At 38.2% G+C, this 17656-nt stretch carries 13 protein-coding genes and 1 pseudogene; 12 read left to right on the top strand and 2 right to left on the bottom strand.

The window, feature by feature from the left end; all coding sequences use genetic code 11:
- The first annotated feature begins 34 nt into the window (after nucleotides 1-34).
- The 5 genes from K9B36_RS04415 to aceA all read left to right on the top strand — a co-directional run bounded on the left by K9B36_RS04415 (nucleotide 35) and on the right by aceA (nucleotide 5537).
- On the top strand, nucleotides 35-766 hold the full coding sequence (locus tag K9B36_RS04415; protein WP_223700777.1) for an AzlC family ABC transporter permease: 732 nt from the start codon (nucleotides 35-37) through the stop codon (nucleotides 764-766).
- Nucleotides 756-1067, top strand: coding sequence for an AzlD domain-containing protein (locus tag K9B36_RS04410; protein ID WP_223700776.1), 312 nt, complete (start codon nucleotides 756-758; stop codon nucleotides 1065-1067). The genes K9B36_RS04415 and K9B36_RS04410 overlap by 11 nt, the downstream gene beginning before the upstream one ends.
- A gap of 123 nt (nucleotides 1068-1190) precedes the next feature.
- The gene (locus K9B36_RS04405; protein WP_223700775.1) at nucleotides 1191-2465 is read left to right on the top strand and encodes a M48 family metallopeptidase; all 1275 of its coding nucleotides are present in this window, start codon (nucleotides 1191-1193) and stop codon (nucleotides 2463-2465) included.
- A gap of 171 nt (nucleotides 2466-2636) precedes the next feature.
- On the top strand, nucleotides 2637-4232 hold the full coding sequence (gene aceB / locus K9B36_RS04400) for a malate synthase A (protein WP_223700774.1): 1596 nt from the start codon (nucleotides 2637-2639) through the stop codon (nucleotides 4230-4232).
- 30 nt (nucleotides 4233-4262) lie between these two features.
- Nucleotides 4263-5537: an isocitrate lyase gene (gene aceA, locus K9B36_RS04395; protein WP_223700773.1), complete on the top strand. Its 1275-nt coding sequence runs from the start codon at nucleotides 4263-4265 to the stop codon at nucleotides 5535-5537.
- A gap of 145 nt (nucleotides 5538-5682) precedes the next feature.
- On the opposite strand, the gene K9B36_RS04390 is transcribed toward aceA, so the two are convergent.
- Nucleotides 5683-5922 (bottom strand): IDEAL domain-containing protein, encoded by a 240-nt coding sequence (locus K9B36_RS04390; RefSeq protein ID WP_223700772.1) that lies wholly within the window; start codon nucleotides 5920-5922, stop codon nucleotides 5683-5685.
- A gap of 199 nt (nucleotides 5923-6121) precedes the next feature.
- Between K9B36_RS04390 and K9B36_RS04385 the strand changes: the two genes are divergently transcribed.
- Entirely contained in the window at nucleotides 6122-6607 is a 486-nt protein-coding gene (locus tag K9B36_RS04385; protein WP_223700771.1) for a competence protein ComK, read from the top strand.
- Between the two features lie 368 nt (nucleotides 6608-6975).
- Entirely contained in the window at nucleotides 6976-7698 is a 723-nt protein-coding gene (locus tag K9B36_RS04380) for a DUF421 domain-containing protein (RefSeq protein ID WP_223700770.1), read from the top strand.
- Here K9B36_RS04380 and K9B36_RS04375 read toward each other — a convergent pair.
- A complete protein-coding gene (locus K9B36_RS04375) occupies nucleotides 7695-8063 on the bottom strand; it encodes a hypothetical protein (RefSeq protein ID WP_399201297.1) in 369 nt (122 codons plus the stop codon). The genes K9B36_RS04380 and K9B36_RS04375 overlap by 4 nt on opposite strands.
- Before the next feature lie 513 nt (nucleotides 8064-8576).
- Between K9B36_RS04375 and K9B36_RS04370 the strand changes: the two genes are divergently transcribed.
- The 5 genes and pseudogenes from K9B36_RS04370 to K9B36_RS04350 all read left to right on the top strand — a co-directional run bounded on the left by K9B36_RS04370 (nucleotide 8577) and on the right by K9B36_RS04350 (nucleotide 17327).
- Nucleotides 8577-10574 carry a S9 family peptidase gene (locus K9B36_RS04370; protein WP_223700769.1) on the top strand — a complete coding sequence of 666 codons (1998 nt, stop codon included), beginning with the start codon at nucleotides 8577-8579 and terminating at the stop codon, nucleotides 10572-10574.
- 180 nt (nucleotides 10575-10754) lie between these two features.
- Nucleotides 10755-11788, top strand: a pseudogene (locus tag K9B36_RS04365) (RNA-guided endonuclease TnpB family protein).
- 812 nt (nucleotides 11789-12600) lie between these two features.
- Complete coding sequence (locus K9B36_RS04360; RefSeq protein WP_223700768.1) at nucleotides 12601-13206, top strand: TVP38/TMEM64 family protein; 606 nt, start codon at nucleotides 12601-12603, stop codon at nucleotides 13204-13206.
- A gap of 83 nt (nucleotides 13207-13289) precedes the next feature.
- Nucleotides 13290-13853: a signal peptidase I gene (gene lepB, locus K9B36_RS04355; protein ID WP_399201294.1), complete on the top strand. Its 564-nt coding sequence runs from the start codon at nucleotides 13290-13292 to the stop codon at nucleotides 13851-13853.
- 249 nt (nucleotides 13854-14102) lie between these two features.
- Complete coding sequence (locus K9B36_RS04350) at nucleotides 14103-17327, top strand: BTAD domain-containing putative transcriptional regulator (RefSeq protein WP_223700767.1); 3225 nt, start codon at nucleotides 14103-14105, stop codon at nucleotides 17325-17327.
- Nucleotides 17328-17656: the final 329 nt, after the last annotated feature.

Genomic DNA, 17656 nt, shown 5'->3' with positions numbered 1-17656 from the left:
GATAACTAAAACGCAGGTATGGGAGAAATGCAGTGTGGCATCATCAATTGCAGCAAGAAAAAGTTCGTCCTTTCAAAATGGACTACAAGCAGGAGTTAGTATTGCCATTGGATATATTCCGATCGCCATAACTTTTGGGTTATTAGCTAAATCGGCAGGGCTCACCGTATCAGAAACCGTCTTAATGAGCCTTCTTGTATTTGCAGGAGCAGCGCAATACATGTCCTTGAACATGATTGTGTTAGGCTCAGGGGTGTTTGAAATCGTAATGACCACGTTTATTCTAAATATCCGTCATTTTTTGATGAGTGCATCACTGAATGAAAAAGTTGAGGAACAAAAACTCTGGAAAAAATCCCTTTTTTCATTCGGTATTACTGATGAAACTTTTTCTGTAGCTGCCATCAAAGAGGGCACCCTTCAAACAGGCTATATGTTTGGGGTTATACTAATTTCATATTCAAGCTGGGTTATCAGTTCTGGTGTTGGCTATCTTATAGGAAGCAGCCTGCCTTCCTCTTTACAAGAAAGTATGGCTGTCGCTTTGTATGCTATGTTCGTGGGCTTACTGATACCATCCTTGAAAAAACACCGAAAAGTAGTATTTCTTGCAGTTGTAGCTGCGATTCTTAATACATTATTCACCTCTGTGATTGGAATTGCCCCAGGGTGGTCGATTGTTCTAGCAACAATTATGAGTGCTGTAGGAATAGAGCTTCTCTTTAGAAGTAGTGGAGTAAGGGAGGAAGAAAATAATGGGTCATAATATGATACTCATCATGATTATCGGGATGGCGGTAGTGACTTATTTACCTAGATTAATCCCTTTTGTTATGTTCCAGGGCAAGGAGCTTCCTCCCTTTTTACAATCTGTTTTAAAGAATGTTCCCTATGCTACGCTTGGTGCATTAATCGTACCCGGGATTTTCTTGATTAATGAAGACATTATGTATGGAGTCATAGGTGGCGGGGTAGCTTTGCTTGTTGCTTATTTAGGTGCCAATGTCATTTTAGTTGTCATCAGTTCCATTGCTGCTTTAAGTGTATATTCTTGGATGTTTGGCTAAATCGGTGAAAAGAGCTTAAGAGAATGAGCTCTTTTTTTCATGGAATAATAATAAAGTTATCCTTTTCATACAATAGTGGAATGGAAAGTAATTGAAAAGTACGGAGCAGAGGAGGGAAGGTTGATGAAAAAGCTTGTAGGATGGACGGTGATAGGCTATGTCTTATACGCACTGGCTATGTCCTGTTACATCTGGATTGTAGTCGATACAGCATTGCCATCACACCTGGTTGGTACAAAAGCGGATCCTCACACCTTTTTATCTGTACAAGAAGTAATGCTGGTAGAGGAATATTCGAAAATCCGGAATTTCTTGTACTTTCTTGCCCTTCCATTCGATTGGATTGTATTTTTTTTGTTGCTCCTGTTGGGCGGCGCCAGGGCTATAGAGCGGTGGGCTGAAAATGTAACAAAATATAAATGGCTACAAAGTGGCATTTATGTTTTTTGGCTAACACTTATCATGACGATTGTCAGTTTTCCCTTAAGCTACCTAAGATTTACGTTATCAAGAAGTTATAATATCACCGTTCAAACTTTTGAAAATTGGATGCGGGATCATGTAGTAAGTTTTTGGGAAGAAACACTGCTTATGTGGCTTGTAGTGGCGGTTCTCTATGTTCTCATACGCCAGTTTAAGAAAATGTGGTGGGCAATCTCATGGGTGTTATTTATACCATTTGTCTTTTTCCTCATGTATATCCAACCTGTAGTAATTGATCCTTTGTACAATGACTTTACAGAGCTGCAGGATAAAGAGCTGGAAGAAAAAATACTTGGGTTAGCGGCTATAGCTGAAATCCCTGCCAACAGGGTATACCAAGTGAATATGTCCGAAAAAACGAATAGCATTAACGCCTATGTAACAGGGGTAGGGGCCAATTCACGTATCGTGTTATGGGACACTTTATTAACAACGCTAGATGAGGATGAAATTTTATTTATCATGGCTCATGAAATGGGGCATTTTGTATTAAATCATATTGTAGTTGGGATAACTGGCTATATTGCTTTTTCCTTTTTTGCCTTTTATTTTATCCATTGGAGTGCGACGAGAATTATCAGGAGGTGGGGAACTACTTTTCGAATTACAAACTTAGGTCAATTAGCCTCAATGCCGTTACTGTTGGCCCTATTGTCTTTCGTATTATTCTTGGCAAGCCCCCTAACCAATGCGGTCTCAAGGTACCAAGAACATACTGCAGATCAGTATGCCATTGAATTGACAGGAGAGGTAGACCCGGCCATCGGAGCTTTTCAACAGATAACGAAGTCGAGTTTAAGTGAAGTAAATCCCCCGCTGTTAGTGAAATTCCTTCGATACACTCACCCTCCTATGGTCGATCGTATTTCCTATCTTGAGAATTTTTTGGAGGAAGAAAAGCAGGCAGGTGAATAATCGCCTGCTTTTTGTTTTGTCATCTATAGCTAGTAATAACGTGACTATCATTCTCTTGTCGAAAAAAATTAGTAAAGAAATCCAAAAAAGGGCTTTTTATTTTATAAACTCTGTTATATAATACAAAACAAATAGATTAACTGTTTCATAACAAAGGAGGTATAAGAAAAAGTGAACACAGGCATATCAAGTATTGCGGTAACAGGAGAAATGAAAAATGGCTATGAAACTGTACTAACACAAGGAGCTCTTTCTTTTATAGAAAAACTTCACAATAAGTTTAATCAAGAAAGAAAAGCTCTTTTGGAAACACGGCTTGAAAAACAAAAGCAAATCGATGCAGGAGCAAAACTCAACTTTTTAGAAAACACAGAATCTATTCGAAAGGAAAGCTGGAAGATTAATCCTGTACCGGATGATCTAAGGGATAGAAGAGTAGAAATTACTGGTCCAGTTGACCGAAAGATGATTATTCACGCGCTCAACTCTGGTGCGAAAATATTTATGGCGGACTTTGAAGACGCCACTTCTCCAACTTGGTGTAATATTATGGATGGTCAGATTAACTTAAGAGATGCGAATAAAAGAACAATCGATTTTCAAGGTCCAAATGGCAAAGAATATAAGTTAAAAGAAGATATTGCCACATTACTTGTACGCCCTCGAGGCTGGCATTTAGAAGAAAAGAATGTAACCGTCAATAACGAATCAGTATCAGCTAGTCTGTATGACTTCGGTTTATACTTTTATCACAATGCTGTACAACTGATGGAAAATGGAAGCGGTCCATATTTCTATCTTCCAAAGCTAGAAAATCATTTGGAGGCTAGATTATGGAACAATGTATTTATTTTTGCACAAAAAGAGCTTGGCATTAACCAGGGCACGATCAAAGCAACCGTCCTTATTGAAACGATAACTGCTGCGTTTGAAATGGATGAAATTTTATATGAATTGAAGAACCATGCAGCAGGATTAAATTGCGGCAGATGGGATTATATTTTTAGCTTTATCAAGAAATTCAGAAATGATCCTAGCTATCTACTACCGGACAGAAGCCAAATTACGATGACCGTCCCTTTTATGAGAGCGTATACACAACTGGTGATCCAGACATGTCATAAGCGCGGAGCCCATGCAATAGGGGGTATGGCTGCTCAAATACCGGTGAAAAATGATGAACGTGCAAACGAACTAGCCTTTTCTAAAGTGAGAGAGGATAAACTTCGTGAAGTGAAAGACGGTCATGATGGAACGTGGGTTGCGCATCCAGCCCTGGTGCCAGTCGCATTGGAAGTATTTGATGAACATATGCAAGGTCAAAATCAGTTAACTATAAAAAGAGAAGACGTTATAGCGGATGCTGCAGAATTGGTAAAACTTCCTGAAGGAACAATAACAGAAGAGGGGCTTCGGAAAAATATTCATGTGGGGATTGAATATCTTACTGCCTGGCTTGACGGAAATGGAGCGGTACCAATTTTCAACTTAATGGAGGATGCTGCTACCGCAGAAATTTCTCGTTCTCAAATATGGCAATGGGTGAGGCATCCAGATGCAAAGGTAGAAAATGGAACAGAAATCTCGCTCGAGTTTGTAAAAGAACTTATTGTTGAAGAAAAGCAGGCTATATTGGAAAAAGTAGGGCCGACTCGGTACACCACTGGAAAAATCGATCAAGCTGCAGAACTTTTTAAGAAACTGATTGTAGATGATGAATTTGTAGAGTTTTTAACACTTCCTGCATACAGATTGTTGGAAGATTAATAGATATCAAAATACGAGGAGGAGAAAAGGATGAACAGAGAAGAACGAGTAGCACAGTTAGAAGAAAGTTGGGAACTTGAGCAAAGATGGAATGGAGTGGTTCGATCTTATTGTGCAGAGGAAGTGGTTCGACTTCGGGGATCAATAGACGTGGAGCACACTTTGGCCAAAAGAGGGGCACAAAAACTATGGAACCTTCTGACAAATGAAGAGTATGTGCATGCACTTGGCGCACTGACAGGAAACCAAGCCATTCAGCAAGTAAAAGCAGGCTTAAAGGCTATCTATTTAAGCGGTTGGCAAGTAGCGGCGGATGCAAACCTTTCAGGAAACATGTATCCTGACCAAAGCCTATATCCCGCAAATAGTGTCCCACATGTTGTAAAGCGAATTAATCAGGCCTTACAGCGTGCAGATCAAATTCAGTTCCTTGAAGGAAAAGAAGAAGTGGATTATTTTGCCCCAATCATCGCTGACGCTGAAGCAGGATTTGGTGGACAGTTAAATGTTTATGAACTCATGAAAGGAATGATTGAATCAGGTGCGGCTGGTGTTCACTTTGAGGATCAATTATCCTCTGAAAAGAAATGTGGTCACTTGGGCGGCAAAGTGCTTCTACCAACTCAAGTGGCTGTGAAAAATTTAATTTCTGCCCGCTTAGCATCAGATGTGATGGGCGTTTCTACTGTGTTAATTGCAAGAACAGACGCTGATGCTGCAGATCTGATTACAAGTGATATTGATCAACAGGATCATCAATTTTTAACAGGAGAACGGACAGCAGAAGGGTTTTTTCGAACAAAGCCTGGCCTTGATCAAGCTATTGCTCGCGGGCTTGCCTATGCGCCATATGCAGATGTAATCTGGTGTGAAACGTCAGAACCGAACCTCGAGCAGGCTAGAGCCTTTGCTGATGCCATTCATGAGAAATTTCCTGGCAAACTGCTTGCCTATAATTGCTCTCCTTCGTTTAACTGGAAGTCTAAATTGGATGATGAAACAATTGAGACCTTTCAGCAGCAAATTGCACAGTTCGGCTATAAGTTCCAGTTTGTCACACTTGCTGGTTTTCATGCGCTAAACCATAGCATGTTTGAGCTGGCAAGAGGCTACCGTGATCGTGGAATGGGTGCCTATTCAGAGTTGCAGCAGGCGGAATTTGAAAGTGAACAATATGGCTATACTGCTACACGTCATCAGCGAGAAGTGGGAACTGGTTACTTTGATGAAGTGGCAAAGATCGTTTCTGGTGGGACTTCCTCTACGACCGCATTGACCGGATCAACGGAAGAAGCACAATTTTAAATAAATGATTTGTTAAAGGTTAATTTTAATAACAGCGGCTTTTAACATAGCCTAAAATATAAAAAGAACTAGAGAAGAGCTATTAAGTTGCTCTTCTCTTATTTAATGTTCGCGTTTTAGAGTACTTAACTTTTTCAATAGCTTTTCAAGCACCCCAATCTAAAAGGAATTTTTTGTATTTGTCACATAAGACATTAAACAGGACAGGGTTATGGGTATCGATGGCATAATCAATTTTTTCTTGGAGGAGTTTTTGGTGGTAGTGGAAGAGCGATTCATCAATAATCATTTGTACATAAATATTCATCATATAGGCTTCAACGGAGATCTTTTTGTTCATTTTGCTAGCCTTCATCAGTTCCGTATAAGATTTCTCATTCTTCATGAGTTTTTCACCTCGAGCCTTTTTAATAGTATATTTAGGAATCACGAGAAAATCAACAATAAAAAAAATAATTTTAAAAATTTAATAAAGTATTGCAATTTTTCAAATTTTTTGTAAAATAATACATAAATAGACATTTTTTTAGTTCTTTCGTGCTATTTTAACAAAAATTTTATTTATCTAGGAAAGGGTGAAACAGTTGGAGAAAGTTGTCACATTAGAAAAGGAATATGAGATTAATCGAAACACAATGGCAATTATACCTATGGAAAGCGAAGGGAGGATTTATTCTAAAGTTTTAGAGTTAAAGGGGGTATTATATGTAGACTTGACACCATTAATGATTTTAGAAAATAGTTGCAGTTATTATGGCGCAAGCTTAGAAGGAAGGAGACAGGGAACCAAAGTGATCTCTAGTATCACACATAAACCACCGATTGCTATTGATCCTATGAGTGACCTTTATTTTTTCCCAACTACTTCACCTAAACGGAGCGAATGTATATGGATTTCTCTTCATCATGTTTTAGATTATAATTCAACTTCCATCTCGAACACTCTCGTGATCTTCACCAATAAACAAGAAATGGAATTCCCAATATCTCCAAGTTCCTTTAAGACACAAATCTTGCGAACCTCCTATTTCAGAACAAAGCTACTACAACGGATAAATAGGAAATCCTAGCATAAAGCATGGATAAGATGTTTTTCTGAATCTTCCTGTTTTCAAAGAACTTTCCTTTACGCACAAGACCAAGAGTACTTTTTATAGCACAACTGAAAGTGAGCACAAAAGCAACGATTGGAACGGGTTGTATCAACCTCCGTAAAAGTAACAATCAATGCGATAACAGCTTTTCAAGAATAGTTGTTTAAGGAGAGTATTGTGGAGGCAGGTTAGATTAAAATTAAAATTAATTTTGGACACTGCCCTTTTCAATTATTAGGTGGTGTCTTTTTTTTGATCACTTTTCATGAAAACAAAGTGCTTATTCTATGTATACGATTCTCTTTTTGAAAAACGATAAGATTATGGAAAAAGGAGAGGTGTATATGGAAATTTTTATAGATGTATTTAAGGTGTTAGCAAGAGTGATTACTATTTTGCCTTTAATGCTCATTATTACCCTATTTATGGGGAAGCGGTCTATCGGAGAATTACCTGTATTTGATTTTCTAGTCATTTTGACTCTAGGTTCTGTTGTTGGTGCCGATATTGCTGATCCGGAGATTCATCATTTACCGACTGTAGGAGCTATCATTGCCATAGCCCTTCTTCAAAAGCTGATTGCATGGTGGAAAATAAAGAATCGTAAATTAGGTAGGCTTTTATCTTTTGAACCGACTCTTGTCATTTATGAAGGACAATTTCATATTCAAAACATGCGCAAAATTAGTTACTCAATCGACAACCTTTTGCAGATGCTACGACAGAAGGATGTGTTTCGGGTGGAAGATGTTCACTTTGCATTAGTAGAGGCGAATGGAGAACTTTCCGTAAAACTAAAACCGGAAAAGGAAATAGCTAAAGTTGAACATGTACATACCGCTCCAAAGCCCAATGCTGTAGAGTTCACGGTAATCATTGACGGACAAATACAATTCGAGGCGCTTTCTTATAAGGGATTAAATGAAGCCTGGCTACGTGAAGAACTTTTGAGAAAAAACATTACTAATATTCAGGATGTTTTTTATGCAGCAATTAACGAGCAGAACAAGCTTTATGTAACTTTATGTAAGCCAGGACATACTCAAACAATCCCTATTTTTCATTAAGCAGTATTGTTTTTATTGACTAAATAGTGAATCAGCAATTCATTCACTTTGTTTCTTAGGCGAGGATTAAAATAATTGTGATGTTCTTCATAGCCATTGAACAGAAAGGCGTACATTGTAAAGGATTCATCCTGCTTTAACTTGTGAAGCTTCATCTTTTGCTGCTTCATTTCTATTTTTACTTGTTTGAGCTGGAGCTGAATCTTTTTCATTACTTCATCAATGAGTGTTACATACGGATCTTTTAATTTAATGTTACTTTCCTGTATGATAATTGTATCTTTTTCCAGCACAATAAGTAATAAAGGAAGGTAGATAGCTTTTTCAAACAGTTGTATTTGTTCTTTTGAAAGTCTTGTCATCATTTAATCCTCCCTTATTAAAGGCTGCGTTAAACAACACTGTTGATTTCCTCAAAAGACTACGCTTTCTGCGGGGAAGGAGCCGTCTCGGCCGTGCCTCGGTTACTCCGGCCTACCGCTACTTCCACCTGAGCCTACGCCTTTTGCTCCAATCATCAGCTGGGGAAGTACTTTTATCAACACTCATTTTTAACAAATTCTTTTTTAAACCTGTTTTTACAAAGTTATTGATATTTCATCTTTAGAAGCAGCCTGTTACAATCGTTGGTGTCGGTAGAGATATCGCAAGAACATCTGTTCGTATTTATTTTATACTATTTCGTTAAAAATATGCAAGCAACATTTTTAAGTTCGAAAAATTTTTCGAGCTTTTCTTATTTATGGCTATGTTAACACGCTATTCATTTATGCATGGGGCAGCGACCCGATGAGCGGCGGCGTTGCCATTTTTAAAGGTAATTCCTTTCTATTATCGAAATAGAAAGGAAAGAATCTATACGTAAGGGAGAGTTCATAATGGTAAAACGTAAAATTAAAGCCACTGACTTGTTTCAATTGTCATCTTTAACAGATCCGCAATGGGATAAACATTCTCGTAAATATGCCTTTGTGGAAACTAAGATAAACGAGGAAGAAAATGATTACAGATCCACCATCTTTGTGGGCAGACTTGAAAAAGAAGCTAAGCCTTTTGTGGCTGGAAAAGGAAGAGCGACAAGTCCAAGATGGTCTCCTGATGGCAAGAGGCTGGCGTTTGTTTCCACTCGTAATGATAAAGCTCAAATCTATATTATCCCTGTGGATGGTGGAGAATCGGAGCAGGTAACCTTCTGTAAAAATGGTGCAAGAGGTCCGGTTTGGTCACCTTGTGGAAAAAAGATTCTATTTAGCACTTCCGTGGAATCCGAGGAAGACCTGCAACAGGGGGTGCACGAAGATTCAAATAACCAAAAGCCAGAGCCCGTGGTAGTAGAAAAACTACGTTATAAATCGGATGCAAAAGGCTTTTTGGATGATAAAAATGATCATTTAGCTATTTTAGATATAGATACAAAAAAAATGACACTTTTAACAGAGGGTGATCGAGATTACGGCAACCCATCTTGGTCACCGGATGGTAAGAGTATCGCTTTTGTTACCAATCTGGAGGAAAATCCAGACCTAACGTTAGTTTCTGACGTCTATATTATGAAGCTAGAAACGAAAGAAATGAAAAAAATCACACATAGTAATGGTTTCTTTTCTACGATAACCTGGTCACCAGATGGAAGATATTTAGGTTTTTTAGGACATCAGAAGGAATTTCATAGTGCTACACTAACACGTGTGTGGGCATATGCGTTGCAAACAGAAGAATTGCAATGCCTAACACAAGACTTCGATATTGAGGTAGGCGATGTAGCCATTGGAGATTTGCATTCTGGCAATGTGAATCCCGGATTAATGTGGACAGAAGACAGTGAAGGATTTTATTTTCTCATCAGCGATCAAGGAGGGACTGGCATCTACTATGGTTCTCTTGAAGGTGCCATGTATCCAATCGTACTTCCGGATGAGCATGTGTATGCTATTTCTATGCTGACAGGTACACATGAGGCTATTGTAGGGATAAGCACTATAACAGATCCAGGTGAGCTTTATCACCTTGATTTCAAAACACAGACAAAAAAACAGCTTACAAATGTCAATGGGACATGGAAAGAGGAAGTAGAAATTAGTACAGCGGAGCCAATCAGTTTTAAAGCTCCAGACGGATGGGAAGTACATGGCTGGATTATGAAGCCGACCGGTTTTGAAGAAGGTAAGAAATACCCGACAATACTAGAAGTTCACGGGGGACCTCATGCGATGTATGCCAATTCCTATTTTCATGAATTCCAAACATTGAGTGCACAGGGATTTGCTGTAATGTTCACCAATCCTCGTGGCAGTCATGGATATGGTCAGGAGTTCGTCGATGCCGTACGTGGTGATTATGGAGGAAAGGACTATATAGATGTGATGAGTGCAATGGATTACGCGTTGGAAACTTTTGATTTTATCGATGAAAAGAATCTCGGAATCACAGGGGGCAGTTATGGAGGATTTATGACAAACTGGGTTGTCAGCCATTCCGATCGTTTTAAAGCAGCAGTGACGCAGCGTTCCATTTCCAACTGGCTAAGCTTCTATGGAGTAAGTGATATAGGCTACTTTTTCTCCGAATGGGAGGTAAAAGGAAACATGGAGGATAAGATGGAAAAGCTTTGGGAGCACTCTCCAATTAAATATGTTTCCAATGTGAACACTCCTTTGCTGATTTTGCACGGGGAAAAAGATTATCGCTGTCCGATCGAACAGGGAGAGCAACTATTTGTAGCTTTGAAAAAACAAGGCAAGATAACAAAATTTGTCCGTTTTCCTGATTCCAATCATGAGCTTTCCAGAAGTGGAAATCCTGCATTGAGAGTGCATCGTTTAGATCAGATAAAGAATTGGTTTGTGGAGTATTTGAAAGGAACAAATAAGAAATAAGAAGTTTGTTGATAGAAGTATACATCGGTTCAAAAGAAATCCTTAGGAGGAAAATATAGATATGATTGAAGGTATTGAGCATCTTCACCAGCACTTTCTGAAGGTCAAGGAGAACGGACTCAATCCCAGTGGATTGTCAAAGCGGCAGTGAAGACGTTACCCCAACCGGTCACAAAAAACATGTACAAAAAAATGACGGAAATTAATACTTCTTTTGCTAATTGGCTGCTAGATTTCAGCGAACTTAAGAAGGCGACATCGAAACATTTTAAGTTATTTTCGACTTTAAAATTCGCCTCTGCCGTTAGCAATCAAACCATTCGAGAGGTTAAATCCAAGAAAAAGAACCAAAAAGCAAAACTTTTCCGGTCTTTTTGGTGTGGATTTAATAATCAAAATTTAAAAATCGAAAAAGAAAATGGACTATATAAGGTTTCTTTTCCAACCCTCGAAAAACGTGTTGGAGTCCCTGTTGTGGCTGAAATCTATCAACAACATTGGTTGGATAAAATACTGAAAGGGGAAGCGAAGCAAGGAAAAACGGAACTTTATGAGAAGAATGGACGTTGGTTTGTATCCGTTTCGCTTTCCTTTGTGCCAAGCAAACCGAAGGCTCAACCGAATAAATCTACAACAAAATGGGGATCGATAATGGGTTAAACTATCTTGCAGTTTGTTCTATTGGTACCACTTCTTTGTTCTTTAGGGGGAATGAGGCAGCTTTTGTTCGTCGTAAATTCGCGTCAAGACGGCGTTCTTTAGGACAAAACAAAAAAATTTATGCGATTAAAAAATCAAAAGATAAAGAATCTCGATGGATGAAGAATATGAACCACAAAATAAGCCGTCAAATCGTAGACTTCGCGTTAGAGAACGGTGTTCGTTTAATTCGAATGTAAGATCTGACTGGCATTAGGTATACAGCAAAATCTAAAAAAGAAGCAGGCAGAAACCTACATTCTTGGGCACACTATCAACTTCAACAGTTTATCGAGTATAAAGCAAAAATGGCAGGGATGGAAGTTCAGTATGTAAATCCTCAGAATACATCGAAGACGTGTAAGTGCGGTCATGCTGAAAAAAGCAATCGAAACAGATATAAATTCAAATGTAAAAAGTGTGCATACGTAAGCCATGCTGATTTAAACGCAGGAATCAACATATCTAAAGCTGTAAGTGGCTTATCCAAGAAAAAGAATAAAAAAGCAGCTTAAACTAGTCTTAAGTTAACAGTAACACCGCCTGTTACGAACATGTCTACCGAACGAATATAGAACGAAACAGGACTGGCTGATGACAACGCACTTAACGGAAGGCTAGTTCAAAACAGAAATGGACTGCGACCGCTTTAGCACTTCAGAATCCCATTGCTTTAGCTGTGGGAGTGTCAAGCAACGGGGATAAAGTGCATAATAGTATATAAGAAGCCCGTCTGCTTTAACTAGATGGGCTTTTCTTAGTATAGAAAATATTATCCAACTTCCCTCCATCAAATTGCAAGCGCTCTTCGTATCATTTGGAGCGAACAAAGTACATGAAAAGCAGGGAAATTAGAGAATGATGTATCTTTAGGAGCGAACAAAGTACATGAAGAGCAGGGAACCCAAAAGATGATGTACTAACCCGATCGAACAAAGTACATAAAGAGCAGGAACCCGATGAAGGATGTATCGGACTTTGCGGCTAACACTACAATTGCCCCAATGGTTTCACCAAGCAAAACAGAGGTTTAGTACAAACCAGCAAATTTCTCATCAATATCCTCTTTTGAAATCATATACATCCCAAAAAACCTTTAAACACTTAAACTAATAAAGAAGAGGACGTTTTGCCCGGCTTTTCTATGTGAATAATAGTGATAATTACATAAAAGATTTAATAAGAAAATAATAGGGTATAGAATTATCTTCCCCTCATCTCCTTATATAGATTTTTTCTAAATTTTCATGTAAATTATTCTGTAAATATAGAAATAACTAGTACAATAAGAGATGATAGATATGGAAAGAAGCGGAGATAAAAATATATGGAAATCATAGATTCATTAAAAGAATTTCTTACAGTAGATAATTTATTAGAAATATTGGAGAGTTATAAATCCTTTGGTCCATTACCGGGCTTCTTGCTCGTTGTCTTAGAAGCATTTCTACCATTTTTACCATTAATCGTAATTGTAATGGCGAATGCTGCAGCCTTTGGATTATGGATGGGGTTTTTGATTTCTTGGTCTGGGGCAGTTGTAGGTGCGGCTATCGTATTTCTATTAGTTTCAAAGCTAAAGAAGTACAAGTGGGTACAAAAGCAGCTTCAAAAAGAAAGTGTGCGAAAGACGTTGTCCTGGATTGAAAGGCACGGCTTTGGTCCAATCTTTTTCATGCTTTGCTTTCCGTTTACACCATCTTTCTTAATTAACGTAGTAGCAGGCCTATCAAAGGTTACGTTTTATCAATTTTTTCTTGCACTGACTGCAGGGAAAATGGTGATGATTTTTACAATTAGTTATATAGGTTACGATATAGTATCCTTTATTAAAGCACCAATCAAAACTGCGATTGCACTAACGATAATGCTTGTTTTATGGTATATTGGAAAAAAAGTAGAGTTACGATTACAACTATCAGGAGAAAAGTGAGCACATCGGAATAAAGTCAGTTTATTGTGAAAAAAAGAACAAATTGGTACAATAGACCTAACAGAGACCTCGGGGGTAATGATTTGAAAGAAAAGAAAGCGAGAATAAAGCGTAAATCAATGCTGAAATGGTTAATTGTCTCTTTCCTTTTGGTTATAATGATTCGTGCCCTTTTCTTTTCTAACTACATGGTAGAAGGTCACTCAATGAATCCGACGCTACAAGAAGGAAACTACCTGATGGTAAACAAAATCATCTATACTTTTTCTAAGCCGGAACGCTTTGATGTCATTGTTTTTCATCAAGGGAATGGAGAGGCCGATTATGTTAAAAGGGTTATTGGACTGCCTGGCGAGAAAGTAGAATATAAAAAGGACATGCTCTATATCAATGATACATTTGTTTTAGAACCTTTTATACAATCCGACCACTTAAGAGTATTCGGCGGTAATTTTACTGGTGACTTTTCACTTTCTGAATTAACAGGGGAGGAAACGGTACCTGAAGGCCACTTGTTTGTTATTGGAGATAACCGTCTTAGCAGCTTTGATAGCCGACATTTCGGTTTTATTAGAATTGAAGATATTGTAGGTAAAGTTGACGTAAGGTACTGGCCCGTTGAAGAATTCGGTACAACTTTTAAGTAAGTTCTTTTTGTAAGGCTGTTTTTACATTCTTTGTTGCTTCTGCAACTTGTAACCATTATTGTCGTTGTGCTCTTTTCCTTAGAATACCTTAGAAGCTGTTCGCCTTTTCGGGAAAATTAGTCAGTGAAAAATTCAGATGCACCAAGGAAGTTAATACAGCCTTTTAATTGAAAAGAGTTATAAAATATCTTTCCTATCCATTATAATAGAATAAAAAGAGTTAATATTCAGAATAAAGGAGGGTGGATAATGGCTCCATCTGATACTAGCACAATCCTCCAAACTAAAATCACCCCACCGATTGTAAAGGATAATGTGTTGCGCAGGGCTAAAGTTGCCAGAAAAATGAAAGCGGTTACTAGTTATAGTGTAACAATTGTCCATTCTGGTCCTGGTTTTGGAAAAAGCACCATATTAGCTTCCTTTGTGCCAACATTTGATGCTCCAACTTATTGGTATTCTGCGACACCATTTGATGATGAGCTTATTCCATTTCTCCGGTATATGATACATGCCATACGAAATGAGAGAAGCAATTTTGGCGATAAAATTCTTTCTTACTTGGAAAGAATGGATCGATATATACGTGATGAGGAAATTCAAGATTTATGTTCGTTGTTTATTAATGAGATTTCAATGATTCAATCGCCTATTATTTTTGTTATTGATGACTTTCATCTTGTTCAGTCAAATCCGGAAATAATTATATGGTTCCATTGGCTGCTTCAGCATATCCCCACAAATTTTCATGTTGTTTTAATCACCCGTGAATGCCCGAGTTGGGATGTTCTTACTGCCATGAAAGTGAAAAATGAACTACTAGAGTTTACAGAAGTAGACTTGAAATTTTCTAAAGAAGAAGTAGAGGTTCTCCTTCAGGATATTTACATGTTGGATGTGACCGAAGAACAGGTGCAGCAGATTTTCGATCTATCCGAAGGCTGGGTAATGGCAATAGGGTTACTGAGTCAGAGACTTTTGGAGCAGTCTGTAACGAAAGAAATTGAAACCACTCAAGGAACATTAGATGATCTATTTAAATATCTAGCAACAGAAGTATTTAATAAACAAACACCAATGGTGCAGCAATTTCTTGAACAGACCTCTATATTAGATATGATGTCGGGGGAGATGTGCGATGAAATATTAGGCATAAATGGATCAAATTACATGTTAAAATCTCTGGCTGAACGCCATGTTTTTATAACAGCCACAGGGGAAAACCAATTCCGGTATCATGCTCTATTTAAAGAATTCCTTGAGAGAAGATTGAAAAACCAGCCAGAACAATATATTCTGCTTCAGAAACGGTGTGCTAAGTGGTATATGAAGCAGCGAGAAATACTCTCTGCTATTTCTCATTTTGAAGTAATGAAGGATTATGCCTCGATTGCATCTTTAATACATGAATATGGGTTTAGACTAATTGAACAAGGTCAACTGTCTTACATTTTAGAAAAATTATTGTTAATAAATGATCAGCTTAAAGAAAAATTTTATATGCTTTGGTACATTCAAGGCGAAATCTACCGCTATCGCTGTCAGTATGAAGAAGCAGAAAAAGCGTATAGATTATCTTTGGAAGCATCAAAGGATTCTAAAGATACCCTTGCCTCCATTCGCACTATTATAGGCATTGCGAGGATTTATTTAGATACCATCCAACCAATCAAAGCCGAAAGACTCCTCTCAGAAGCAACTCACTTAATGACAACAACCACTCTCGGAATAAAAGAACAAAATCAACTCTATTCTATCATGGCGGAGAATCTATTAAATGCAGGTCATGCAACAAAGGCCCTGGCTTGGTTTGATAAGGTAGAAACTTCCTACAAAGAGACGGCAGAGATTAATTTGGAACCAAGAATTCTACTCCGTTCAGGAAAATTACAAGCTGCCAAAAAGCTGCTTCTCTCTAACAGAAAAGAGCATGCAGAGGGGATTCTTCCTCAGTCTCATCGGGAAACAGATCTTTTGCTATCCCTTGTGGAAGCTTTTATGGGTAATGCCGATCAGTCTAAAAAGTTGGCAGATGCCGGCATTAAGCAGGGAATTAAATTACAGGCTCCTTTTGTAGAAGCATGCGGCTGGATTCGTATGGGACATGCGGTTCAATTAATGGAGATGTATGATCCAATCCTTGCAAAGCAGTGTTATGAGACAGCACTTACCATAATGGAAGAGTTAAACATTTCAAGGGGCAAAGCGGAAGCGAATATGGGGCTTTGTCTTTTATATGCACATCAAGGAGCATATGAAAAGGCGATTTTATGCGGTAAAGAGGCTCTCAACGAGACTGAAGAAGTAAAGGATAACTGGCTATCCGGACTTATCTATTTAAGTATGCAAATAGCCTCCATAGTTAATAAAAAATGGGATAGAGTCGAGCACTACGGTGTCCGTGCTTCTACACTACTTAACAATTGCGGGGATGCATACGGAGAATTGCTCTTATACTTTTGGCAGTCCATTTATTTTTATGAAAAAGAAGAATGGTCCTCACTTGAAGAGTCGCTTACCCGTTTTTTTACGTTTTTACAAACAGGAAATTATGAATATGTATTGTTTAATAGAACCACATTTGGGCCAAAAGATATTCAAAAATTCACCCCGCTTTTACTGGAAGCACAACAAAGAGATATTCATCGTTCATACGTAACTTCCATTTTAAATGAGTTAGGTCTTTCCAATGCTCAAAATCATCCGGGATATACATTAAAAATCCAAACATTAGGAGCCTTTAGAGTCTGGTTAGGGGATCGAGAACTGGAATCAAAAGACTGGCAGAGGATAAAGGCAAAGGAACTACTGGAGTTCTTTGTAACCAAACGCCAAAAACTATTAGTTAAGGATGAAATCTTTGCAGCACTTTGGCCTAACATGCCTGAAAAATCGATGACAAGGGATTTTAAGGTTGCTTTGAATGCATTAAACAATGCGCTAGAACCAGACCGGAAGGCAAGGATGGAGCCTTTCTTTATTCAGCGAAACGGAAGTTCCTATGGATTAAATCCAAGTAGCGGCTATTCAATAGACTGTATGGAATTCGAGACTTTAGCAAATATTGGTTTAGAAGAAAAAGAGCCAACGAAAGCTTTAGCATTATTAGAAAAGGCCTTGTCCTTGTATAAGGGAGATTTTCTACCCGAACAGAAGTATGCTGATTGGTGTTTAAATGAGAGAGAACGTCTTTTAGTCTACTATTTACGCTGTAGTGAAAAGTTGGCACAGTTGCTAGTGGCTAAAAGGGAATTCGATCAGGTTATCTTGCTTTGCGAAAAAGTAATTGATAAAGATCCAACATGGGAAGAGGCCTATCGTTTGTTGATGTTTTGCTATTATCAAAAAAACAACCGACCACAAGCGATGAAGTGGTATGCAAGATGTACAAGTTATTTGGAAAGTGAACTGGGTGTAGAGCCGATGACGACCACAAAGCAGATGTATCAAATGGTGCTCGGGAAAGCGAACTAATTATAGTATCTCCGTCAAGGACAAGTTTGGCGGAGTTTTTTATGGTTTAGGAAGCTATAAAATGTTTTAGTTTCTTTACTCAGCGTTTAACCATGACCAGCTCCAGAGAGACTATCAAACTTCCCTCGCTTTCTTACGATACGCTTGGATATCGAATCACTAGAGCTCTGTTTTCTTTATCTCATAATAACTCACTCTATTTTTTTACGTTTCTAAGCGGGCGAGTTACGCTTTTGTTTTTGGTTGGTCGCTTTTATTCTTGTAACTCATTTGTAACCCCACCCACTTACGATAAGGGTACAACTTTTACAAATCAAGTTTTAGGGGGA

Origin of the sequence: Sutcliffiella deserti, from assembly GCF_020037475.1 — a bacterium.
GTDB lineage: Bacteria > Bacillota > Bacilli > Bacillales > Bacillaceae_I > Sutcliffiella_A > Sutcliffiella_A deserti.
The sequence above is the reverse complement of the archived record's forward strand: the minus strand, read 5'-3'. Positions and strand labels throughout refer to the sequence as shown.